Here is a 21,367-nt window from a genome sequence, read left to right as displayed (position 1 = left end):
CGACCCTGAGGTGACCCGCATGCACCGACTGCTCCGAGCCACCCTCGCGACCGCGGCGCTCGCGGGCGTCCTCCTGCTGCTGCTTCTCCCCGCCCGGGAGGCGGACAACCTGCTCGTCGCTCTCGCCCTTGCGGCCCTCGGCGGCGGGGCGTCGATGGCCTGGTTCCGGTTCCTCTGGGGCCTGTACCTGGCCTCCGACCGGAAGGCCGGAGGCCACAGGTGAAGGCCGGGACCGTCCGGCATCGTGCTGTTCGTGGCGCTGCCGGCGGTCGGCGGCGTTCTGGCCCCGCTCCTCAAGGGCACCGGGGCCCGTACATGGATGTAGGGCCCCGGTACCTCAGGGCGGAGAGGTAAGGGGGCCCTACGGACTACGGGGACGGCGGCCGGTCAGGTGTCCGCCGTCCCGGCGGGTGGGGTGGCGGGCCGGCCGGGCGGTGCCACCTCCGGGAGGAGCGGGCCCGTGCGGCGCCGCCGCCCCCGAGGGCGGCGGGCCCGACGGGCGCCGCTCCCCCCGTGAGTGGCGGCCCGGTCAGGTGGCCGCCACCCCGGGTGCGACGGCCGGTCAGACGCCCGCGATGGACTGGATCCAGGAGCGGTACGCCGTGACGTTCGTGTACGCCGTCGTGGTCTGGCGGTCGCTGGTGGAGGCCACACCGACCTGGACGCCGTTCAGCGTCATCGGGCCGCCGGAGTCACCGCCGGCCGTGATGCCGTTGCCGCGGCGGGCGCAGATCGCCGAGCCGCCGTACGCGTCACCGCAGCCGCCCGTCACCGTCACGTTGGCGACCTTCAGGTAGCGCGACTGGCAGTTGGCCTCCGAGCCGCACTGCGAGGTGGCGCCCCAGCCCCAGACCTGGACGTTCTGGCCGACCCTCACCGTGCCGGGCTGCCCGAGGCGGGAGTAGGTGGTCTGCACGGAGCGGTCCAGGCGGACCAGCGAGATGTCCGCGCTGTGGTTGTACGTCTGGACGCCGTTGGCCACCACGCCGCCGCTGTGCTGGTCGAGGCTGCCGATGCGGAACGACAGCCCGCCGCCGGTGACGCAGTGCCGGGCGGTGAGGATCCAGGTCGGCGCGATGATCGTCGCCGAACAGGTCTCTCTGCCGTTGGAGAAGAGCCGCGCGGCCCACGGCGCGTTCTGCGCGTATCCGCCGCCGATGATCTGTGTGGTGGGCGGCGGGGCGTCCGTGAGCGGGGGCTGGGGGGCGGCGGTGGCGGTGGGGGTGAGAAGAGCGAGGACGGTGGCCGCGGCGGCGAGGGCAGCGGGAACTAGCCTTGCTATTCGCATGGTTCCTCATTTCGGGGATCACGCTGAGGGGCGTGTTTGTGGGGGTTGACGGCCCCTAGGTTGTCGAAGAACCGACCCCGCCGGGTACTAACGCTTCCCCATAACGTCGCGTTATGGCCCGGTGAACACTAGGTGGCTGTACCCGGTCGCCAGATCCACGGTGCCGCGTCCGGCCCGAACCCCACGACCGCCGGTGCGCCGTCCGCGCCGAGGTGAAGCGCGGCCCCGTCCAGGGCGACCGGTCCCTGAGAGCGTACGGCGGTGGCCCCGGCGGTACGGAGGCGGAGGGTGCCCTCCGCCGTGCGGCCCAGCAGGACCGGGCCCCGGGGCGTGGCGGCCGCCGCCACCGGACCGTACCCCTCGAAGCGGGGCGCCGGGGTGTTCCCGCTGGTCAGGGCGGTGAGGGCGGCCGCGGCTGCCGCCCGGTAGTAGAGGTCGACCGAGCCGTCCGGTGCGGGGATCGCGGCCGGGGCATGGGCGGGGACCGGGGCCTCGGTGAGCTGGGTACGGGCGGTGACGTCCGTGTCCGGGGCGTCCTGGGTCCAGTGGTGCACGCTGTGGTGCCCGGCCGCGTAGACATGGACGCGCCCCGCCGTGTCCACCATCGCGCTCAGCCCGTCCTGCACCTCGCCACCGCCCAGATCGCGCCACGCGCCCCAACTGCCGTTCCCCGCTTGGCGGATACGGGTGCTCACCCCCTTCTCCGCGTTCCGTACGAAGAGGTGGACACGGCCGTCCGGGGCGGTGACGGCGACCGGTATCCCGATCCGGCGGCCGTGGTCGCTGCCCGCCGCCGGGTTGCCGAGCCCCTCCCAGGCGCGGAAGGGGCCGCCCGGCGAACGCTGCTCCAGCACCACGATCTCGCGCTCGTTGTCCGAGCCGTGCCCGCCGAGCGCCGCGAACCGCAGCCCGAACAGCAGATGGCGCCCGTCCGCCGTCACCGCCGAGCCCAGCACCGGGGCGAGCGGGCCGCCGCCGAGGTCGTCCGGCGCCTCCCACACCCCGCTGCCGGGCGCGCTCTCGCGCCACCGCACCGCGCGCAGTCCGAGCACCCCGTACGCGGTGAGCCGGCCGTCCGCGCCGGAGACCACGGCCGTGCGGGGGCCCGGGTAGCGGTGGTGGGTGGAGCGGACCCAGCCTTTCCGGTTGGTCAGGGGGCGGTCGCCGCCCACGTTGTAGTCGCCGCAGCCGGCCGGGTTGCCGCACTCCCAGTCGGGCGAGCCGCCGTACGGGACGAGGTGCGCGGCCTTGCGCTCCAGCACCTTCGGAGGGAGGTTCTTCGGCCAGTGCCGGTTGTAGTAGCCCCGGAAGGCGGAGACCGTGAACCCGGGCACCGGCTCGCCCGCCGCCGTCGCCCGTGCCACCCAGCGGATCAACGCCGCCCAGGAGAAGCAGGCCGCCGCGGTGTGGTCGGCATGGTCGGAGTAGCCGCGCTGCTCACTGTCCCGGCGGCGCTCGGACTCGCTGCTGAACTGGAGGTCCGGGTCGGGGTCCAGGGTGTGCACCAGGGTGGGTTGGTACCGCTCCAGCAGCCCCACGAGGACGTCGACGAGACCGTCGTACGTGTACGAACCCGCCCGCTCCAGCGGGGAGTTGTCGGCCACCACCGTACGCAGCACGAGCCGCCGGTCCCGCCAGAGGCTCGGCAGCCCGAGCCGCCCCCGCCCGGTGTGCATCGCGGTGTTGAGGAAGACCAGCTCCACCCGGCGCACCCCGTCGCTCAGCACGTTCACCTCGGCCCGGTGGCCGCCGTGCAGGGCGAGGACGGAGCGCTCCCAGGGCGTGAAGCGGTCCAGGCCCAGCAGGACGGCGTACGCCTGGCGCAGCCCCTGGTGGCGGGAGGAGGAGTACGCGGTCCTGTCGGCGGCCGGGCGGGGCGCCCCGGGGATCTTGTTGACGCCGTCCGCCTCGCCCGCCGTGAGATAGACGCAGACCAGCGGGGTCCCGGCGTCCAGGGACTGCCGGGTGTCCGGGTTCATGAAGTAGAGGTCGTCGTCGGGGTGGGCCAGTAGCTGCATGATCTGCGCCCGTCGGGTGCTCGCTATGGCCAGCCCGGGCGCCGGATCCGCCACCGGGCCCCGGCGCCGCGGAGCCGGTACGGCACAGCCGGCGGCGGCGGTCGCGGCGGTCGCCGTGGCGGTCAGCAGGAGCGTGCGCCGGGGCATCCGTATGCGGGACAGGACAGGTCGATCCACCACGCCACGCACTCCGTCCGCTCCCGCTTCCCCCGCAGCGGGCGAACGGTCGCCCCGTGCTGCGTACTCCTGGCTCTCCGCGCAGGTCAGCGGCTGGTCGAGCGGCGCCTGCGGGGGGATAGACGGGGATCGCGGCGGCCGGGTTGCCCGGTCAGGGTGTGGCGTCGCGCACCACGGAAGCGTGGGCCGCAGAGTCGCGTACGCCGGAGCCCTGGACGACGGAGGCGCGCACCACGGAAGCGTGGACGACGGGGTCTCGTACGCAGAAGCCGTGCACCACGGCGGCACGCGCCACGGAGCCGTGCGTCACGAGGCCTCGCGCACCACCGGCTCGCGCACCAGGAACACATCGACCGCGTCCTCCCGCTCCAGCCCGAACCCGTGCCGCTCGTAGAGCCGCCGGGCCGCACTGCCCCGCAGCACGTCCAGCCGTACGGTCAGCCGCTCGGCGTCCGCGCGGGCCAGCAGCGACCGCAGGACGGCCGAGCCGATGCCGTGGCCCTGGAGGGCGGGGGAGAGGAGGAAGTTCTCCAGCCACCAGCCGTCCGCGCCCGGCCGCAGCGTCACACACCCGGCGAAGGCGCCGCCCGACTCGATGACCGAGGTGTGTTCGGGGAGGAAGGCGTCCCGCAGCCGCTGCCGTACCCGGTGCTCGTCGTACCGTCCCAGCCGCTCCAGGTCGGCGCGCATGACGACGGCCCGCAGCTCGGCGACGGCCTCGACGTCCTCGGGTACGGCGGGGCGCAGGGCCCAGTCGTACGGTGTGATCGTCGGCATGGCCGGATTCTGTCAGGGGCGGGCGGGTGAGCCTCTCGGGCCCCGGGGAGGCCGCCGGGCGCGGCCCCGTACGACACACGGCTCCGCCGGATGCGCGCCCGCGTTTGAGTACTCGCTCGCTCGGGGTAGGATTCCCGACTCGATTGGCCAGGCCCGCGCCCCGTATGGCACACTGACCAGGTTGCTCGGTTGAGTGTCAATGCTGCGCGCCTCCCGCCGGGAGGACCGGAAGCGAGTCCCACAGTACTCGTCGGCTCTATAAGGGCCGGACGTACGGGAATCTTCCGGGAAGCAAGGCAGGGCGCCGGCCAGGCACCCGGTGGGTGTTCCACTCCCGGTTCCGCGGTCCTCGGGCCCGCACCCCCTTGGTTGGGATCTTCTTCGGGAGATTTTCGTAGAGGGGATGCGACACGCCCGACCGCGTGGGTCGGCGGAGGAGTCCAGAGAACCCCCGGGTTCCAGAGCGTTAAACAGAGAGACAGGACTACTAGTAGCCATGGCGGGACAGAAGATCCGCATCCGGCTCAAGGCCTACGACCACGAGGTCATCGACTCCTCGGCGAAGAAGATCGTCGAGACGGTGACCCGCACTGGTGCGTCGGTCGCGGGCCCGGTGCCGCTGCCCACTGAGAAGAACGTGTACTGCGTCATCAAGTCGCCGCACAAGTACAAGGACTCTCGCGAGCACTTCGAGATGCGCACCCACAAGCGCCTCATCGACATCCTCGACCCCACGCCGAAGACGGTTGACTCGCTGATGCGTCTCGACCTGCCGGCCGGCGTCGACATCGAGATCAAGCTCTGAGGGGACGGGCCGAGATGAGCAAGAACATCAAGGGCGTCCTGGGCGAGAAGCTCGGCATGACCCAGGTCTGGGACGAGAACAACCGGGTCGTTCCGGTGACCGTCGTCAAGGCCGGTCCGTGCGTCGTGACGCAGGTTCGCACCAACGACAACGACGGCTACGAAGCGGTCCAGATCGCCTTCGGCGAGATCGACCCGCGCAAGGTGAACAAGCCCCTCAAGGGTCACTTCGCCAAGGCCGACGTCACCCCGCGCCGCCACCTGGTGGAGCTCCGCACCCCTGACGCCAGCGAGTACACGCTGGGCCAGGAGGTCACCGCCGATGTGTTCGAGTCCGGCGTCAAGGTCGACGTCACGGGCAAGAGCAAGGGCAAGGGCTTCGCCGGTGTCATGAAGCGTCACAACTTCAAGGGCCTCGGCGCCGGGCACGGCACCCAGCGCAAGCACCGTTCCCCCGGTTCCATCGGTGGCTGCGCCACCCCTGGGCGTGTCTTCAAGGGCATGCGCATGGCGGGCCGCATGGGTAACGAGCGCGTCACCACCCAGAACCTGACCATCCACGCGGTTGACGCGGAGAAGGGTCTGCTCCTCATCAAGGGCGCGGTCCCCGGTCCGAACGGCGGCCTCGTCCTGGTCCGTACCGCGGCCAAGGGGGCTTGAGGTAATGAGCACCATTGACATCCTTTCGCCGGCAGGCGACAAGGCCGGTACCGTCGAGCTCCCCGCGGAGATCTTCGACGCGAAGACCAGCGTTCCGCTGATCCACCAGGTCGTTGTCGCTCAGCTGGCGGCTGCCCGTCAGGGCACGCACAAGACCAAGACCCGCGGCGAAGTCCGCGGCGGTGGCAAGAAGCCGTACCGCCAGAAGGGCACCGGCCGCGCCCGTCAGGGCTCGACCCGCGCCCCGCAGTTCGCCGGCGGTGGCGTCGTCCACGGCCCGCAGCCGCGTGACTACTCGCAGCGGACCCCGAAGAAGATGAAGGCCGCCGCCCTGCGCGGTGCCCTCTCGGACCGGGCCCGTCACTCCCGTATCCACGTCGTCACCGGCGTGGTCGAGAGCGAGATCTCCACCAAGGCCGCCAAGGCGCTCCTCGGCAAGATCTCGGAGCGCCCCAACGTGCTCCTGGTCGCCGAGCGCTCCGACGAGGCCGCGTGGCTGTCCGCGCGCAACCTGCCCCAGGTGCACATCCTGGAGCCGGGCCAGCTCAACACGTACGACGTGATCGTCTCTGACGACGTGGTCTTCACCCAGGCCGCCCTCGAGTCCTTCGTGTCTGGCCCCCAGACCGCTGAGACCGAAGGGAGCGCCGCCTGATGAGTGAGGCGACCGTTACCAGCAAGACGTACTCGGACCCGCGTGACGTTCTCGTCAAGCCCGTGGTCTCCGAGAAGAGCTACGCGCTGCTCGACGAGAACAAGTACACGTTCATCGTCGCGCCCGGCTCCAACAAGACCCAGATCAAGCAGGCCGTCGAGGCGGTCTTCTCGGTCAAGGTCACCGGGGTCAACACGATCAACCGGCAGGGCAAGCGCAAGCGCACCCGCACCGGTTTCGGCAAGCGCGCCGACACGAAGCGCGCCATCGTGACCCTCGCCGAGGGCGACCGTATCGACATCTTCGGCGGCCCGACCTCCTGACGGAGGTCGAGTCGTCCGGAATCGGACGAGGACTGAGAAATGGGTATCCGCAAGTACAAGCCGACGACCCCGGGCCGTCGTGGCTCCAGCGTCGCCGACTTTGTCGAGATCACGCGGTCCACGCCGGAGAAGTCGCTGGTCCGCCCCCTGCACAGCAAGGGCGGCCGTAACAACGCCGGTCGTGTGACCGTTCGCCACCAGGGTGGTGGCCACAAGCGCGCCTACCGCGTGATCGACTTCCGTCGTCACGACAAGGACGGCGTGCCGGCCAAGGTCGCGCACATCGAGTACGACCCGAACCGCACCGCGCGCATCGCGCTGCTGCACTACGCGGACGGCGAGAAGCGTTACATCGTCGCTCCCCGTGGCCTGTCGCAGGGTGACCGTGTCGAGAACGGTCCGACCGCCGACATCAAGCCCGGTAACAACCTGGCGCTGCGCAACATCCCGGTCGGTACGACCATCCACGCCATCGAGCTGCGGCCCGGCGGCGGCGCGAAGTTCGCCCGTTCCGCGGGTGCCTCCGTGCAGCTGCTGGCGAAGGAGGGCACCATGGCCCACCTTCGTATGCCGTCGGGTGAGATCCGCCTGGTCGACGCGCGCTGCCGCGCGACGATCGGTGAGGTCGGCAACGCCGAGCAGTCGAACATCAACTGGGGCAAGGCCGGCCGCATGCGCTGGAAGGGCGTCCGCCCGACCGTCCGCGGTGTCGCGATGAACCCGGTTGACCACCCGCACGGTGGTGGTGAGGGCAAGACCTCCGGTGGTCGCCACCCGGTCTCGCCGTGGGGTCAGAAGGAGGGTCGTACTCGTTCTCCCAAGAAGGCGAGCAACAAGTACATCGTCCGCCGCCGCAAGACGAACAAGAAGCGCTAGGAGCGGGTTTAGATGCCGCGCAGTCTCAAGAAGGGGCCCTTCGTCGACGGACACCTCCTCAAGAAGGTGGACGTACAGAACGAGGCAGGCACCAAGAACGTCATCAAGACCTGGTCCCGTCGCTCGATGATCGTCCCGGCCATGCTGGGTCACACCATCGCGGTGCACAACGGCAAGATCCACGTCCCGGTGTTCGTCACCGAGTCGATGGTCGGCCACAAGCTCGGCGAGTTCTCGCCGACTCGCACCTTCCGCGGCCACGTCAAGGACGACCGGAAGTCGAAGCGCCGCTAAGCGCGGGGTGGAAACGACTATGACTTACACCGAAGGGACAACCATGGAAGCCAGGGCCCAGGCGCGGTACATCCGCGTCACGCCCATGAAGGCCCGCCGCGTGGTGGACCTCATCCGTGGCATGGATGCCACGGAGGCTCAGGCGGTCCTGCGTTTCGCCCCGCAGGCCGCGAGCGTGCCGGTTGGCAAGGTGCTGGACAGCGCCATCGCCAACGCCGCACACAACTACGACCACACCGACGCCTCCACGCTGGTCATCAGCGAGGCGTACGTGGACGAGGGCCCGACCCTGAAGCGGTTCCGTCCGCGTGCTCAGGGCCGTGCCTACCGGATCCGTAAGCGGACCAGCCACATCACCGTGGTCGTCAGCAGCAAGGAAGGAACCCGGTAATGGGCCAGAAGGTAAACCCGCACGGGTTCCGGCTCGGCATCACCACGGACTTCAAGTCCCGTTGGTACGCCGACAAGCTGTACAAGGACTACGTCAAGGAAGACGTCGCCATTCGTCGCATGATGACGAAGGGCATGGAGCGGGCCGGCATCTCGAAGGTCGAGATCGAGCGCACCCGCGACCGCGTCCGCGTTGACATCCACACCGCCCGCCCGGGCATCGTCATCGGCCGCCGTGGCGCCGAGGCCGACCGCATCCGTGGCGAGCTGGAGAAGCTGACCGGCAAGCAGGTCCAGCTGAACATCCTCGAGGTCAAGAACCCCGAGGTGGACGCTCAGCTGGTGGCCCAGGCCGTCGCCGAGCAGCTCTCCTCCCGCGTCTCCTTCCGTCGGGCCATGCGCAAGAGCATGCAGTCCTCGATGAAGGCCGGCGCCAAGGGCATCAAGATCCAGTGCGGCGGTCGCCTCGGCGGCGCCGAGATGTCCCGCTCGGAGTTCTACCGCGAGGGCCGTGTGCCCCTGCACACGCTCCGTGCGAACGTCGACTACGGCTTCTTCGAGGCCAAGACGACCTTCGGCCGCATCGGCGTGAAGGTCTGGATCTACAAGGGCGACGTCAAGAACATCGCCGAGGTTCGCGCCGAGAACGCCGCGGCCCGCGCCGGCAACCGTCCGGCCCGTGGCGGCGCTGACCGCCCGGCCGGCCGCGGTGGCCGTGGTGGCGAGCGTGGCGGTCGCGGCCGTAAGCCGCAGCAGTCGCCGGCAGCCGAGGCCCCCAAGGCCGACGCCGCCGCTGCTCCGGCTGCTGAGAGCACCGGAACGGAGGCCTGACCGAAATGCTGATCCCCCGTAGGGTCAAGCACCGCAAGCAGCACCACCCGAAGCGCAGCGGTATGTCCAAGGGTGGCACGCAGGTTGCGTTCGGCGAGTACGGCATCCAGGCGCTGACCCCGGCGTACGTGACGAACCGTCAGATCGAGTCCGCTCGTATCGCGATGACCCGTCACATCAAGCGTGGCGGCAAGGTCTGGATCAACATCTACCCGGACCGTCCCCTGACGAAGAAGCCGGCCGAGACCCGCATGGGTTCCGGTAAGGGTTCTCCCGAGTGGTGGATCGCGAACGTCAAGCCCGGTCGGGTGATGTTCGAGCTGTCCTACCCGAACGAGAAGATTGCTCGTGAGGCGCTCACCCGCGCTGCTCACAAGCTTCCGATGAAGTGCCGGATCGTTCGGCGCGAGGCAGGTGAGTCGTGATGTCGGCCGGTACCAAGGCGTCCGAGCTGCGCGAGCTGGGCGACGAGGAGCTGCTCAACAAGCTCCGCGAAGCCAAGGAAGAGCTGTTCAACCTCCGCTTCCAGGCGGCGACGGGCCAGCTCGAGAACCACGGCCGGCTCAAGTCCGTCCGTAAGGACATCGCCCGGATCTACACCCTGATGCGTGAGCGCGAGCTGGGCATCGAGACGGTGGAGAGCGCCTGATGAGCGAGAAGACTGTGACTGAGACGACTGACAGCAAGAGCGGCTCCGCCGCGGGCGAGCGCGGTTTCCGCAAGACCCGTGAGGGTCTGGTCGTCAGCGACAAGATGGACAAGACCGTCGTCGTCGCTGTCGAGGACCGCGTCAAGCACGCGCTGTACGGCAAGGTCATCCGCCGTACGAACAAGCTCAAGGCTCACGACGAGCAGAACTCCGCCGGCGTCGGCGACCGCGTCCTCATCATGGAGACGCGTCCGCTGTCCGCCTCGAAGCGCTGGCGCATCGTCGAGATCCTCGAGAAGGCCAAGTAATTCCTGAGGGGTTTCCCTCAGGTCAGTTCCGCCAGGCTCGGTGAGGGAGCCGCGTAGGTCACTTACGCGGCTCCCCGCCGGGAACCGGCAGACGATCAGGAGATAGACGTGATCCAGCAGGAGTCGCGACTGCGCGTCGCCGACAACACGGGTGCGAAGGAAATTCTCACCATTCGTGTTCTCGGTGGCTCGGGTCGCCGCTACGCGGGTATCGGTGACGTCATCGTCGCCACCGTCAAGGACGCGATCCCCGGTGGCAACGTGAAGAAGGGTGACGTCGTCAAGGCCGTCATCGTTCGCACCGTCAAGGAGCGTCGTCGCCCGGATGGCTCGTACATCCGCTTCGACGAGAACGCCGCCGTCATTCTGAAGAACGACGGCGACCCCCGCGGCACCCGCATCTTCGGCCCCGTGGGCCGGGAGCTGCGCGAGAAGAAGTTCATGAAGATCATCTCGCTCGCGCCGGAGGTGCTGTAAGCATGAAGATCAAGAAGGGCGACCTGGTCCAGGTCATCACCGGTAAGGACAAGGGCAAGCAGGGCAAGGTCATCGTGGCCTACCCCGCTCAGGACCGCGTCCTCGTCGAGGGTGTCAACCGGGTCAAGAAGCACACCAAGGCCGGTCAGACGGCTCGCGGTTCGCAGACCGGTGGCATCGTGACCACCGAGGCTCCGATCCACGTCAGCAACGTTCAGCTGGTCGTGGAGAAGGACGGCAACAAGGTCGTCACCCGCGTCGGCTACCGCTTCGACGACGAGGGCAACAAGATCCGCGTTGCCAAGCGGACCGGTGAGGACATCTGATGACTGCCACCACTGCGCCGCGTCTCAAGACGCGCTACCGCGAGGAAATCGTCGGCAAGCTGCGTGAGGAGTTCTCGTACGAGAACGTCATGCAGGTTCCCGGTCTGGTCAAGATCGTGGTCAACATGGGTGTGGGCGACGCCGCCCGCGACTCCAAGCTGATCGACGGTGCCGTCAAGGACCTCACCACGATCACCGGCCAGAAGCCGGCCGTCACCAAGGCCCGCAAGTCCATCGCGCAGTTCAAGCTGCGCGAGGGCCAGCCGATCGGCTGCCACGTCACCCTCCGCGGTGACCGGATGTGGGAGTTCCTGGACCGTACGCTGTCGCTCGCGCTGCCGCGTATCCGTGACTTCCGTGGCCTGTCGCCGAAGCAGTTCGACGGCCGTGGCAACTACACCTTCGGTCTCACGGAGCAGGTCATGTTCCACGAGATCGACCAGGACAAGATCGACCGGGTCCGGGGCATGGACATCACCGTGGTCACCACGGCGACCAACGACGACGAGGGTCGTGCCCTGCTTCGTCACCTCGGCTTCCCGTTCAAGGAGAACTGACCGTGGCGAAGAAGGCTCTGATCGCTAAGGCCGCCCGTAAGCCGAAGTTCGGCGTCCGCGGGTACACCCGCTGCCAGCGCTGCGGCCGGCCCCACTCCGTCTACCGCAAGTTCGGCCTGTGCCGCGTGTGCCTTCGTGAGATGGCTCACCGTGGCGAGCTGCCGGGCGTGACCAAGAGCTCCTGGTAACTCTCCTCCGCCCTAGGGCGAAGGGAAGTTCCGGAGACTCTCGGTAAGCATCTGGTCGGCAGGAGCCCCTCCTTTCATGCCGTAGGCTTGAAGGGTTGGGCGCCTGCCGCCCACGACCGACTTACTACGCCGTAGGTCCCCGCGCCGCACCCGTCCCGCCACTGAGTGGGGAGAGGGATGGCGCATACAGGAAACCCCGGCGAGAGAGGCCGAAGGCCAACTCATGACCATGACTGATCCCATCGCAGACATGCTCACGCGTCTGCGTAACGCGAACTCGGCATATCACGACGATGTCTCGATGCCGCACAGCAAGATCAAGTCGCACATCGCGGAGATCCTCAAGCAGGAGGGTTTCATCACCGGCTGGAAGGTCGAGGACGCCGAGGTCGGCAAGAACCTCGTCCTCGAGCTGAAGTTCGGCCCGAACCGCGAGCGCTCGATCGCCGGCATCAAGCGCATCTCGAAGCCGGGTCTGCGTGTGTACGCAAAGTCCACCAACCTGCCGAAGGTGCTCGGCGGCCTGGGCGTGGCGATCATCTCCACGTCCCACGGTCTCCTGACCGGCCAGCAGGCAGGCAAGAAGGGCGTAGGTGGGGAAGTCCTCGCCTACGTCTGGTAGTCGGGAAAGGAAGGAAAGCTCATGTCGCGAATCGGCAAGCTCCCCATCCAGGTTCCCGCCGGTGTGGACGTCACCATCGATGGCCGTACGGTCGCGGTGAAGGGCCCCAAGGGTTCCCTCACGCACACCGTCGCCGCGCCGATCGAGGTCTCCAAGGGTGAGGACGGCGTGCTCAACGTCACCCGCCCGAACGACGAGCGTCAGAACAAGGCCCTCCACGGCCTGTCCCGCACGCTGGTGGCGAACATGATCACCGGCGTGACCGCGGGTTACTCCAAGGCGCTCGAGATCAGCGGTGTCGGTTACCGCGTCCAGGCGAAGGGCTCCAACCTGGAGTTCGCCCTGGGCTACAGCCACCCGATCCTCATCGAGGCGCCGGAAGGCATCACCTTCAAGGTCGAGTCGCCCACGAAGCTCAGCGTCGAGGGCATCGACAAGCAGAAGGTCGGCGAAGTGGCCGCCAACATCCGCAAGCTGCGGAAGCCCGACCCGTACAAGGCCAAGGGCGTCAAGTACGCGGGCGAGGTCATCCGCCGCAAGGTCGGAAAGGCTGGTAAGTAGCCATGGCATACGGTGTGAAGATCGCCAAGGGCGACGCGTACAAGCGCGCTGCTCGCAAGCGGCGCCACATCCGCGTCCGCAAGCACCTGTCGGGTTCGCCGGAGCGGCCCCGTCTGGTCGTGACGCGTTCCAACCGCCACATCGTGGCCCAGGTCATCGACGACATCGCGGGCCACACGCTCGCGTCGGCGTCGACCCTGGACACCTCGATCCGTGGTGGCGAGGGTGACAAGAGCGCCCAGGCCAAGCAGGTCGGCGCCCTGGTCGCCGAGCGCGCCAAGGCCGCAGGCGTCGAGGCCGTCGTGTTTGACCGCGGTGGTAACCAGTACGCCGGGCGGATTGCCGCTCTGGCTGACGCCGCCCGTGAAGCCGGGCTGAAGTTCTAAGCCCCGGTTCCTACGCACAGCGGACGTAACAGAGAGAGGTAAATCCAATGGCTGGACCCCAGCGCCGCGGAAGCGGTGCCGGTGGCGGCGAGCGGCGGGACCGGAAGGGCCGTGACGGTGGCGCCAGCGCCGCCGAGAAGACCGCGTACGTCGAGCGCGTCGTCGCGATCAACCGCGTCGCCAAGGTTGTGAAGGGTGGTCGTCGCTTCAGCTTCACCGCGCTGGTCGTGGTGGGCGATGGTGACGGCACCGTCGGTGTCGGATACGGCAAGGCCAAGGAAGTTCCCGCGGCCATCGCCAAGGGTGTCGAAGAGGCCAAGAAGAACTTCTTCAAGGTCCCGCGCATCCAGGGCACCATCCCTCACCCGATCACGGGCGAGAAGGCTGCGGGCGTCGTCCTGCTCAAGCCGGCTTCCCCCGGTACCGGTGTTATCGCCGGTGGCCCGGTGCGTGCCGTGCTCGAGTGCGCCGGCGTTCACGACATCCTGTCGAAGTCGCTTGGCTCGTCCAACGCGATCAACATCGTGCACGCGACCGTGGAGGCCCTCAAGGGCCTGCAGCGTCCCGAGGAGATCGCGGCCCGCCGCGGTCTGCCCCTCGAGGACGTCGCCCCCGCGGCTCTGCTCCGTGCGCGTGCGGGAGCGGGTGCGTAATGGCTCGCCTCAAGATCACGCAGACGAAGTCGTACATCGGCAGCAAGCAGAACCACCGCGACACCCTGCGTTCGCTCGGGCTCAAGCGCCTGAACGACTCGGTTGTCAAGGAGGACCGCCCCGAGTTCCGCGGCATGGTGCACACCGTCCGCCACCTCGTGACGGTTGAGGAGGTTGACTGACATGGCGGAGAACAGCCCGCTGAAGGCCCACAACCTCCGGCCTGCCCCGGGCGCCAAGACCGCCAAGACCCGTGTGGGTCGTGGTGAGGCGTCCAAGGGTAAGACCGCAGGCCGTGGTACCAAGGGTACGAAGGCCCGTTACCAGGTTCCGGAGCGCTTCGAGGGTGGCCAGATGCCCCTCCACATGCGTCTCCCGAAGCTCAAGGGCTTCAAGAACCCGTTCCGCACGGAGTACCAGGTCGTGAACCTGGACAAGCTCGCGACGCTCTACCCCGAGGGTGGAGAGGTCACGGTGGCCGACCTGGTCGCCAAGGGTGCCGTGCGCAACAACCACCTCGTCAAGGTCCTCGGACAGGGCGAGATCTCCGTAGCGCTGCAGGTTTCGGTCGACGCCGTCTCCGGCTCCGCCAAGGAGAAGATCACCGCCGCCGGCGGTACGGTCACCGAGCTCGTCTGAGCCACGGGACAGAACTGAGCCTGGCCGGCTGCCTCTTCGGAGGTGGCCGGCCAGGTTTTTTCGTGCCCGGAACCATTTCGGGGCGATGTACGGGAACCGTAAAGGCTCGGGAAAGGTTGAACGGGTGTCCACCGCACCGGCGGTGGGGGAGCGGAGGGGCGTTCACGTCCCAAATGGTGTGGCTTGGCCGGTCTTTCACGGCCTGGGCCGGGGGACGGGCGGTGCACCGGGGTGCAGTGCGTGTTTCCTGCTCAGTCCCGGGCCGGGTAGGGTAGCGCCGTTAATCTTTTGTGGCCTCCTTACGATGTAGGGCTGCCTTGTATCCGATCCCATCCAGTCCCATCCAGACCCGTCGCCTCTGACGCATAGCGCGGGGGTCGCAGGAGGCACCGTGTTCACCGCGTTCGCCCGAGCGTTCAAGACGCCCGACCTGCGCAAGAAGCTGCTCTTCACGCTCGGCATCATCGTGATCTACCGGCTCGGGGCCCACGTCCCGGCGCCCGGCGTCGACTACGCGAAGGTCCAGCAGTGCATCGACCAGGCCGATTCGGGTGGCCTGCTCGGTCTGATGCAGATGTTCAGCGGTGGCGCCCTGTTGCAGATCACCATCTTCGCGCTCGGCATCATGCCGTACATCACGGCCAGCATCATTCTCCAGCTGCTGACCGTGGTGATCCCCCGTCTGGAAGCCCTCAAGAAGGAGGGGCAGTCCGGCACGGCCAAGATCACGCAGTACACGCGTTATCTGACGGTCGCGCTGGCCGTCCTCCAGGGCACCGGCCTCGTCGCCACGGCGCGCAGCGGCGCGCTGTTCCAGAACTGCTCGGTGGGCGATCAGATCGTCGCCGACAAGTCCATCTTCACGACGCTGGTCATGGTCATCACGATGACCGCGGGTACGGCCTGCGTCATGTGGCTCGGTGAGCTCATCACCGACAAGGGCATCGGCAACGGCATGTCGATCCTCATGTTCATCTCGATCGCCGCCACCTTCCCCGGCGCCCTCTGGGCCATCAAGGAGAGCGGCAAGCTGGCCGACGGCTGGATCGAGTTCGGCACGGTCATCCTCATCGGCTTCGTCATGGTGGCCCTCGTCGTCTTCGTCGAGCAGGCCCAGCGCCGCATCCCCGTGCAGTACGCGAAGCGCATGATCGGGCGCCGTTCCTACGGCGGTACGTCGACGTACATCCCGCTGAAGGTGAACCAGGCGGGTGTGATTCCCGTCATCTTCGCCTCCTCGCTGCTCTTCATCCCGTCGCTGATCGTCCAGTTCTCCAACTCCACCGCGGGCTGGGCGACCTGGATCCAGGACCACTTCGTGACGGGTGACCACCCGTACTACATCGCGGTGTACTTCGTACTCATCGTGTTCTTCGCCTTCTTCTACGTGGCCATTTCGTTCAACCCCGACGAAGTCGCCGACAACATGAAGAAGTATGGTGGCTTCATCCCGGGCATCCGGGCAGGTCGACCTACTGCCGAGTACCTGAGCTACGTGCTCAACAGGATCACTTGGCCGGGCTCGCTGTACCTGGGCCTGATCGCTCTGGTGCCGACGATGGCGTTGGCAGGCTTCGGCGGTGCGAACCAGAACTTCCCGTTCGGCGGGACGAGCATCCTCATCATCGTGGGTGTGGGTCTGGAAACCGTGAAGCAGATCGAGAGTCAGCTCCAGCAGCGCAATTACGAAGGGTTCCTCCGCTGATGCGAATCGTCCTCGTCGGGCCTCCGGGTGCCGGCAAGGGAACGCAGGCTGCGTACCTTGCCAAGAACCTCTCGATTCCGCACATCTCCACGGGCGACCTCTTCCGCGCCAACATCAGCCAGGGCACGGACCTTGGCAAGCAGGCCCGCGCCTACATGGACGCAGGCCAGCTGGTGCCGGACGAGGTCACCATCGGAATGGCCAAGGACCGCATGTCCCAGCCGGACGCCGTGAACGGCTTCCTGCTGGACGGCTTCCCGCGGAACGTGGGCCAGGCCGAAGCCCTTGACGTGATGCTCAAGGACGAGGGCGTGAAGCTCGACGCGGTCCTCGATCTCGAAGTACCCGAGGACGAGGTCGTGAAGCGGATCGCGGGTCGCCGCATCTGCCGCAGCGACAGCGCGCACGTCTTCCACGTGACGTACAACCCGCCGAAGACCGAGGGTGTCTGCGACACCTGCGGCGGCGAGCTGTACCAGCGGGACGACGACAGCGAGGAGACGGTCCGGACGCGGCTGGAGGTCTACCACACGCAGACCGAGCCGATCATCGACTACTACCGGGCCCAGGGCCTGGTGGTGACCATCTCCGCGCTCGGCAAGGTCACCGAGGTGACCGCCCGCGCGATGGAGGCGCTCAAGTCCGACGAGGGCTGAGCCCCACCCCGTACCACCGCTGTACAGCCGGCCGCGGCGCCCCAGGGCGCCGCGGCCGACTGTTTGCGCCCGTATCGTTGGGTACGGCCGCAGTCCGCCCGTACCCCCGTCACCGTCGATGCAGAGAGGCGCCGAGCAATGGTGCAGATCAAGACCCCCGAGCAGATCGCGAAGATGCGCGAGGCGGGGCTGGTGGTCGCTGCCATTCACGCGGCCACCCGGGAGGCCGCCGTGCCCGGCGCCACCACCAAGGACCTGGACCAGGTCGCCCGGAAGGTGATCGCCGACCACGGGGCGAAGTCGAACTTCCTCGGTTACGGCGGGTTCCCCGCGACCATCTGCACCTCGGTCAACGAGGTCGTCGTCCATGGCATCCCGGACGAGAAGACGGTCCTCAAGGACGGCGACATCATCTCGATCGACGCCGGCGCCATCGTGGACGGCTGGCACGGCGACGCCGCGTACACGGCCTTCGTGGGCACGGGTCACGCTCCGGAGCTGGTCGAGCTGTCCCGGGTGACCGAGGAGTCGATGTGGGCCGGGATCGCCGCGATGAAGGTGAACAACCGGCTCGTCGACATCTCCCGGGCCATCGAGACCTTCATCCGCCGCCAGCCCCGCCCGGCCACCGGCAAGTACGGGATCATCGAGGACTTCGGCGGCCACGGCATCGGCTCCGAGATGCACATGGACCCGCACCTGCTGAACTACGTCTCCCGCAAGCGCGGCAAGGGCATCAAGCTGGTCCCGGGCGTCTGCCTGGCGATCGAGCCGATGGTCTCGCTCGGCACGGCCCGTACGGAGACCCTCGCCGACGACTGGACGGTCATCACGACGGACGGCACCTGGTCCTCGCACTGGGAGCACTCCATCGCCCTGACCGAACAGGGTCCGCTGGTCCTGACCGCCCCGGACTGCGGCAGGGCGAAGCTCGCGGAGTACGGCATCGAGGCGGCGCCGGACCCGCTGGGGTGATACGACCCCTCCGGACCCTTCCCCAAGGTCTAGAGGACCAGGGGAGACCCCATCGGGTGATGAGACCCCCTCCGGCAGGTCTAAGGATCGCCCGCAGTGGGCAAACTTGACGGATTCGTCTTTTGGAGTCCGCTGACGTAGACTGACTCGTCGGCTCTGGTGCATCCGTATGTCTGCAGGTAGGACAGGGGATCGCAAGGAGCCGATCAAGGTAGCCGATTCGAAAGGCGAAGCGTGGCCAAGAAGCAAGGTGCCATCGAGATTGAGGGCACCGTGATCGAGTCCCTCCCGAACGCAATGTTCAAGGTGGAGCTCCAGAACGGTCACAAGGTCCTGGCGCACATCAGCGGCAAGATGCGGATGCACTACATCCGTATCCTCCCCGATGACCGGGTTGTGGTGGAGCTCTCTCCGTACGACCTCACGCGTGGCCGGATCGTCTACCGCTACAAGTAGATCTTGCCCCCACCCCGCTTCGGCGCGGTGATGGCACTGACCCGGAGAACCTGACATCCCATGAAGGTCAAGCCGAGCGTCAAGAAGATCTGCGACAAGTGCAAGGTGATCCGCCGCCACGGTCGGGTCATGGTCATCTGCGACAACCTGCGCCACAAGCAGCGCCAGGGCTGACGCACGACCGCCTGCATCTCGCAGTTCTTCGCGCGACGCACGTAATCACGTACATACGCAGTGCCCGTCCAAGCCACGGCTGACGACACCTCCGGCGGGGGCCGGGGACCCGGACGTACCACCACTCCCAGCGGGTGGTCGGCGGTCGGGAGCGGCACTGCGGAAGACCCCCGATCTAACAACTGGAGCCATTGAATGGCACGCGTTTCAGGTGTTGACATCCCGCGCGAAAAGCGCGTGGAGGTTGCCCTCACCTACGTCTTCGGTATCGGGCGCACCCGGTCCAAGGAGATCCTCGCCACCACCGGCGTGAACCCGAACACCCGCGTTCGTGACCTGGCCGAAGAGGACCTGGTCAAGATCCGCGAGTACGTGGACGCCAACCTCCGCACCGAGGGTGACCTCCGTCGCGAGATCCAGGCCGACATCCGCCGCAAGGTCGAGATCGGCTGCTACCAGGGCATCCGGCACCGTCGTGGTCTGCCGGTCCACGGTCAGCGCACCAGCACGAACGCTCGTACCCGCAAGGGCCCGCGTCGCGCCATCGCCGGTAAGAAGAAGCCGGGCAAGAAGTAGTCCTCAGCGGACGCACTGCGGACCTCCGGTTCTCCCGGAACCCGCAGCAACCAGCGGTCTTCGCTGTAGGACCGATCACCTCCCCTCTCCATCTGGAGTCAAGACATGCCCCCCAAGGGTCGTCAGGGCGCAGCCAAGAAGGTGCGTCGCAAGGAAAAGAAGAACGTCGCTCACGGCCACGCGCACATCAAGAGCACGTTCAACAACACCATCGTCTCGATCACGGACCCCTCGGGCAACGTGATCTCCTGGGCCTCCGCCGGCCACGTCGGCTTCAAGGGCTCGCGCAAGTCCACCCCCTTCGCCGCGCAGATGGCCGCCGAGTCGGCCGCCCGCCGCGCGCAGGAGCACGGCATGCGCAAGGTCGACGTCTTCGTCAAGGGTCCCGGCTCCGGCCGCGAGACCGCGATCCGCTCCCTCCAGGCCACCGGCCTCGAGGTCGGCTCGATCCAGGACGTCACCCCGACGCCGCACAACGGCTGCCGTCCGCCGAAGCGTCGCCGCGTCTGATCCGTCGCGGCCGGTGACGGTCGCGCGACAGTAGCGCCGGGTCCGGGCGGTGCGCCTCGAAAGGGGCGTACCGCCCGTACCCTTGTTACATCTGTCGGGCATCAAATAGTGGGTGCCCACGACTGAAGGACACACCCCATGCTTATCGCTCAGCGTCCGTCGCTGACCGAAGAGGTCGTCGACGAGTTCCGCTCCCGGTTCGTGATCGAGCCGCTGGAGCCGGGCTTCGGCTACACCCTCGGCAACTCCCTGCGCCGTACCCTCCTCTCCTCGATCCCCGGTGCCGCTGTCACCAGCATCCGGATCGACGGTGTCCTGCACGAGTTCACCACCGTGCCGGGCGTCAAGGAGGACGTCACCGACCTCATCCTCAACATCAAGCAGCTGGTCGTCTCCTCGGAGCACGACGAGCCCGTCGTGATGTACCTGCGCAAGCAGGGCCCGGGTCTGGTCACCGCCGCCGACATCGCGCCCCCGGCCGGTGTCGAGGTGCACAACCCGGACCTCGTCCTCGCCACGCTCAACGGCAAGGGCAAGCTGGAGATGGAGCTGACCGTCGAGCGCGGTCGCGGCTACGTCTCCGCCGTCCAGAACAAGCAGGTGGGCCAGGAGATCGGCCGGATCCCGGTCGACTCCATCTACTCGCCGGTGCTCAAGGTCACGTACAAGGTCGAGGCGACCCGTGTCGAGCAGCGCACCGACTTCGACAAGCTGATCGTCGACGTCGAGACCAAGCAGGCCATGCGTCCCCGTGACGCCATGGCGTCGGCCGGCAAGACCCTGGTCGAGCTGTTCGGTCTGGCGCGCGAGCTCAACATCGACGCCGAGGGCATCGACATGGGCCCGTCCCCGACGGACGCCGCTCTCGCCGCCGATCTGGCTCTGCCGATCGAGGAGCTGGAGCTCACCGTCCGCTCGTACAACTGCCTCAAGCGCGAGGGCATCCACTCGGTGGGCGAGCTGGTGGCCCGCTCCGAGGCGGACCTGCTCGACATCCGCAACTTCGGTGCCAAGTCGATCGACGAGGTCAAGGCGAAGCTGGCCGGTATGGGCCTCGCGCTGAAGGACTCGCCTCCCGGCTTCGACCCGACCGCCGCCGCCGACGCCTTCGGTGCCGACGACGACGCGGACGCCGGTTTCGTGGAGACCGAGCAGTACTGAGCACCACCCCGTACGACTTCCGTGAGGCGTCCGCCGCACGGGAACTGACACCGGTACCTGATACGGCCGGTGCAGCACACAAGGAGAATCACCATGCCGCGTCCCACCAAGGGAGCCCGTTTCGGCGGTAGCGCCGCTCACGAGAAGCTGCTTCTCGCGAACCTGGCGAAGTCGCTGTTCGAGCACGGCCGCATCACGACGACCGAGGCCAAGGCCCGCCGCCTGCGCCCCGTCGCCGAGCGCCTCGTCACCAAGGCGAAGAAGGGCGACATCCACAACCGTCGCCTGGTGCTCCAGACGATCACGGACAAGAGCGTCGTCCACACGCTCTTCACCGAGATCGCGCCCCGGTACGAGAACCGCCCCGGTGGTTACACCCGTATCACCAAGATCGGCAACCGTCGTGGCGACAACGCCCCGATGGCCGTCATCGAGCTGGTCGAGGCGCTGACCGTGGCCCAGCAGGCCACCGGTGAGGCCGAGGCCGCCACGAAGCGCGCGGTCAAGGAAGACGCCCTCAAGAAGGAGGAGGCCCCCGCGGCCGAGTCCACCGAGGCCGTCGAGGACGCCAAGCCGGTCGAGAAGGCCGACGAGGAGTCCAAGGACGCCTGAGCGTTCTGAGGACCACGGGACGGGCCCGCATCACCCTTCGGGGCGGTGCGGGCCCGTTTCGCTGACCAGGTGGATGAGGAGAT

General features: G+C 67.9%; 35 protein-coding genes. 31 read left to right on the top strand and 4 right to left on the bottom strand.

Annotated elements, in window-relative coordinates; translation table 11 throughout:
* The first annotated feature begins 19 nt into the window (after window positions 1-19).
* Complete coding sequence (locus tag DJ476_RS12650) at window positions 20-223, top strand: hypothetical protein (RefSeq protein ID WP_112490532.1); 204 nt, start codon at window positions 20-22, stop codon at window positions 221-223.
* 339 nt (window positions 224-562) lie between these two features.
* Here the strand turns inward: DJ476_RS12650 and DJ476_RS12645 are convergent, their stop codons facing one another.
* From DJ476_RS12645 to DJ476_RS12635, 4 genes are all read right to left on the bottom strand, one after another.
* On the bottom strand, window positions 563-1,288 hold the full coding sequence (locus DJ476_RS12645; protein ID WP_112490531.1) for a S1 family peptidase: 726 nt from the start codon (window positions 1,286-1,288) through the stop codon (window positions 563-565).
* Window positions 1,289-1,416: 128 nt separating this feature from the next.
* Window positions 1,417-3,453, bottom strand: coding sequence for a PIG-L family deacetylase (locus DJ476_RS12640; protein WP_112490530.1), 2,037 nt, complete (start codon window positions 3,451-3,453; stop codon window positions 1,417-1,419).
* 181 nt (window positions 3,454-3,634) lie between these two features.
* Entirely contained in the window at window positions 3,635-3,793 is a 159-nt protein-coding gene (locus DJ476_RS34450) for a hypothetical protein (protein ID WP_208853492.1), read from the bottom strand.
* A complete protein-coding gene (locus tag DJ476_RS12635; RefSeq protein ID WP_112490529.1) occupies window positions 3,790-4,260 on the bottom strand; it encodes a GNAT family N-acetyltransferase in 471 nt (156 codons plus the stop codon). The genes DJ476_RS34450 and DJ476_RS12635 overlap by 4 nt, the downstream gene beginning before the upstream one ends.
* Window positions 4,261-4,756: 496 nt before the next feature.
* Here DJ476_RS12635 and rpsJ point away from each other — a divergent pair, with 496 nt between their 5' ends.
* The 30 genes from rpsJ to rplQ all read left to right on the top strand — a co-directional run bounded on the left by rpsJ (window position 4,757) and on the right by rplQ (window position 21,284).
* Window positions 4,757-5,065, top strand: coding sequence for a 30S ribosomal protein S10 (rpsJ, locus tag DJ476_RS12630; protein WP_003948644.1), 309 nt, complete (start codon window positions 4,757-4,759; stop codon window positions 5,063-5,065).
* A gap of 14 nt (window positions 5,066-5,079) precedes the next feature.
* Window positions 5,080-5,724 (top strand): 50S ribosomal protein L3, encoded by a 645-nt coding sequence (rplC, locus tag DJ476_RS12625; protein ID WP_053559769.1) that lies wholly within the window; start codon window positions 5,080-5,082, stop codon window positions 5,722-5,724.
* Between the two features lie 4 nt (window positions 5,725-5,728).
* Window positions 5,729-6,379: a 50S ribosomal protein L4 gene (gene rplD / locus DJ476_RS12620; protein WP_018490819.1), complete on the top strand. Its 651-nt coding sequence runs from the start codon at window positions 5,729-5,731 to the stop codon at window positions 6,377-6,379.
* Window positions 6,379-6,702, top strand: a complete 324-nt coding sequence (gene rplW / locus DJ476_RS12615; RefSeq protein ID WP_003966958.1) for a 50S ribosomal protein L23 — start codon at window positions 6,379-6,381, stop codon at window positions 6,700-6,702. Before rplD ends, rplW begins: the two co-directional genes overlap by 1 nt.
* 39 nt (window positions 6,703-6,741) lie before the next feature.
* Entirely contained in the window at window positions 6,742-7,578 is an 837-nt protein-coding gene (rplB, locus tag DJ476_RS12610) for a 50S ribosomal protein L2 (protein WP_003966957.1), read from the top strand.
* Window positions 7,579-7,590: 12 nt separating this feature from the next.
* Complete coding sequence (gene rpsS / locus DJ476_RS12605; RefSeq protein ID WP_019765149.1) at window positions 7,591-7,872, top strand: 30S ribosomal protein S19; 282 nt, start codon at window positions 7,591-7,593, stop codon at window positions 7,870-7,872.
* A 43-nt stretch (window positions 7,873-7,915) separates the two neighbouring features.
* Window positions 7,916-8,263: a 50S ribosomal protein L22 gene (gene rplV, locus DJ476_RS12600; protein WP_009997296.1), complete on the top strand. Its 348-nt coding sequence runs from the start codon at window positions 7,916-7,918 to the stop codon at window positions 8,261-8,263.
* Window positions 8,263-9,093, top strand: coding sequence for a 30S ribosomal protein S3 (gene rpsC, locus DJ476_RS12595; RefSeq protein ID WP_003966954.1), 831 nt, complete (start codon window positions 8,263-8,265; stop codon window positions 9,091-9,093). Before rplV ends, rpsC begins: the two co-directional genes overlap by 1 nt.
* Before the next feature lie 5 nt (window positions 9,094-9,098).
* Complete coding sequence (gene rplP / locus DJ476_RS12590) at window positions 9,099-9,518, top strand: 50S ribosomal protein L16 (RefSeq protein ID WP_003966953.1); 420 nt, start codon at window positions 9,099-9,101, stop codon at window positions 9,516-9,518.
* Window positions 9,518-9,742: a 50S ribosomal protein L29 gene (gene rpmC / locus DJ476_RS12585; protein ID WP_003966952.1), complete on the top strand. Its 225-nt coding sequence runs from the start codon at window positions 9,518-9,520 to the stop codon at window positions 9,740-9,742. Before rplP ends, rpmC begins: the two co-directional genes overlap by 1 nt.
* Entirely contained in the window at window positions 9,742-10,050 is a 309-nt protein-coding gene (gene rpsQ / locus DJ476_RS12580; RefSeq protein ID WP_103416867.1) for a 30S ribosomal protein S17, read from the top strand. Before rpmC ends, rpsQ begins: the two co-directional genes overlap by 1 nt.
* 108 nt (window positions 10,051-10,158) lie before the next feature.
* The gene (gene rplN, locus DJ476_RS12575; RefSeq protein ID WP_003974257.1) at window positions 10,159-10,527 is read left to right on the top strand and encodes a 50S ribosomal protein L14; all 369 of its coding nucleotides are present in this window, start codon (window positions 10,159-10,161) and stop codon (window positions 10,525-10,527) included.
* A gap of 2 nt (window positions 10,528-10,529) precedes the next feature.
* The gene (gene rplX / locus DJ476_RS12570; RefSeq protein ID WP_003966949.1) at window positions 10,530-10,853 is read left to right on the top strand and encodes a 50S ribosomal protein L24; all 324 of its coding nucleotides are present in this window, start codon (window positions 10,530-10,532) and stop codon (window positions 10,851-10,853) included.
* Complete coding sequence (gene rplE / locus DJ476_RS12565) at window positions 10,853-11,410, top strand: 50S ribosomal protein L5 (RefSeq protein ID WP_112490528.1); 558 nt, start codon at window positions 10,853-10,855, stop codon at window positions 11,408-11,410. The genes rplX and rplE overlap by 1 nt, the downstream gene beginning before the upstream one ends.
* Before the next feature lie 2 nt (window positions 11,411-11,412).
* The gene (locus tag DJ476_RS12560) at window positions 11,413-11,598 is read left to right on the top strand and encodes a type Z 30S ribosomal protein S14 (RefSeq protein WP_003948630.1); all 186 of its coding nucleotides are present in this window, start codon (window positions 11,413-11,415) and stop codon (window positions 11,596-11,598) included.
* Between the two features lie 223 nt (window positions 11,599-11,821).
* Window positions 11,822-12,220 (top strand): 30S ribosomal protein S8, encoded by a 399-nt coding sequence (gene rpsH, locus DJ476_RS12550; RefSeq protein WP_018490821.1) that lies wholly within the window; start codon window positions 11,822-11,824, stop codon window positions 12,218-12,220.
* 21 nt (window positions 12,221-12,241) lie between these two features.
* Entirely contained in the window at window positions 12,242-12,781 is a 540-nt protein-coding gene (gene rplF / locus DJ476_RS12545) for a 50S ribosomal protein L6 (protein WP_003966946.1), read from the top strand.
* Between the two features lie 2 nt (window positions 12,782-12,783).
* Window positions 12,784-13,167 carry a 50S ribosomal protein L18 gene (gene rplR / locus DJ476_RS12540; protein ID WP_018490822.1) on the top strand — a complete coding sequence of 128 codons (384 nt, stop codon included), beginning with the start codon at window positions 12,784-12,786 and terminating at the stop codon, window positions 13,165-13,167.
* A gap of 47 nt (window positions 13,168-13,214) precedes the next feature.
* Complete coding sequence (gene rpsE, locus DJ476_RS12535; RefSeq protein WP_010058791.1) at window positions 13,215-13,820, top strand: 30S ribosomal protein S5; 606 nt, start codon at window positions 13,215-13,217, stop codon at window positions 13,818-13,820.
* A complete protein-coding gene (gene rpmD / locus DJ476_RS12530) occupies window positions 13,820-14,002 on the top strand; it encodes a 50S ribosomal protein L30 (RefSeq protein WP_003966943.1) in 183 nt (60 codons plus the stop codon). Before rpsE ends, rpmD begins: the two co-directional genes overlap by 1 nt.
* Window position 14,003: 1 nt before the next feature.
* Complete coding sequence (gene rplO / locus DJ476_RS12525) at window positions 14,004-14,459, top strand: 50S ribosomal protein L15 (protein ID WP_003966942.1); 456 nt, start codon at window positions 14,004-14,006, stop codon at window positions 14,457-14,459.
* 391 nt (window positions 14,460-14,850) lie between these two features.
* Complete coding sequence (secY, locus tag DJ476_RS12520; protein ID WP_103416868.1) at window positions 14,851-16,164, top strand: preprotein translocase subunit SecY; 1,314 nt, start codon at window positions 14,851-14,853, stop codon at window positions 16,162-16,164.
* Window positions 16,164-16,820 carry an adenylate kinase gene (locus DJ476_RS12515; protein WP_018490824.1) on the top strand — a complete coding sequence of 219 codons (657 nt, stop codon included), beginning with the start codon at window positions 16,164-16,166 and terminating at the stop codon, window positions 16,818-16,820. The genes secY and DJ476_RS12515 overlap by 1 nt, the downstream gene beginning before the upstream one ends.
* A gap of 138 nt (window positions 16,821-16,958) precedes the next feature.
* Window positions 16,959-17,795 (top strand): type I methionyl aminopeptidase, encoded by an 837-nt coding sequence (map, locus tag DJ476_RS12510; RefSeq protein WP_028416683.1) that lies wholly within the window; start codon window positions 16,959-16,961, stop codon window positions 17,793-17,795.
* Between the two features lie 234 nt (window positions 17,796-18,029).
* Entirely contained in the window at window positions 18,030-18,251 is a 222-nt protein-coding gene (infA, locus tag DJ476_RS12505; protein WP_003956442.1) for a translation initiation factor IF-1, read from the top strand.
* Between the two features lie 60 nt (window positions 18,252-18,311).
* Window positions 18,312-18,425 (top strand): 50S ribosomal protein L36, encoded by a 114-nt coding sequence (gene rpmJ, locus DJ476_RS12500; protein WP_003956441.1) that lies wholly within the window; start codon window positions 18,312-18,314, stop codon window positions 18,423-18,425.
* A 195-nt stretch (window positions 18,426-18,620) separates the two neighbouring features.
* Window positions 18,621-19,001 (top strand): 30S ribosomal protein S13, encoded by a 381-nt coding sequence (rpsM, locus tag DJ476_RS12495; RefSeq protein ID WP_018490826.1) that lies wholly within the window; start codon window positions 18,621-18,623, stop codon window positions 18,999-19,001.
* Window positions 19,002-19,106: 105 nt separating this feature from the next.
* Complete coding sequence (gene rpsK, locus DJ476_RS12490) at window positions 19,107-19,511, top strand: 30S ribosomal protein S11 (RefSeq protein ID WP_003956432.1); 405 nt, start codon at window positions 19,107-19,109, stop codon at window positions 19,509-19,511.
* A gap of 138 nt (window positions 19,512-19,649) precedes the next feature.
* Window positions 19,650-20,672, top strand: a complete 1,023-nt coding sequence (locus tag DJ476_RS12485; protein WP_003966937.1) for a DNA-directed RNA polymerase subunit alpha — start codon at window positions 19,650-19,652, stop codon at window positions 20,670-20,672.
* A gap of 93 nt (window positions 20,673-20,765) precedes the next feature.
* Window positions 20,766-21,284, top strand: coding sequence for a 50S ribosomal protein L17 (gene rplQ / locus DJ476_RS12480; RefSeq protein ID WP_018490827.1), 519 nt, complete (start codon window positions 20,766-20,768; stop codon window positions 21,282-21,284).
* The last annotated feature ends 83 nt before the right edge of the window (window positions 21,285-21,367 follow it).

Source organism: Streptomyces bacillaris, assembly GCF_003268675.1.
GTDB classification, from domain to species: Bacteria; Actinomycetota; Actinomycetes; order Streptomycetales; family Streptomycetaceae; genus Streptomyces; species Streptomyces bacillaris.
Note: the sequence above shows the minus strand (reverse complement) of the source record. Positions and strands in the feature narration are given on the sequence as shown.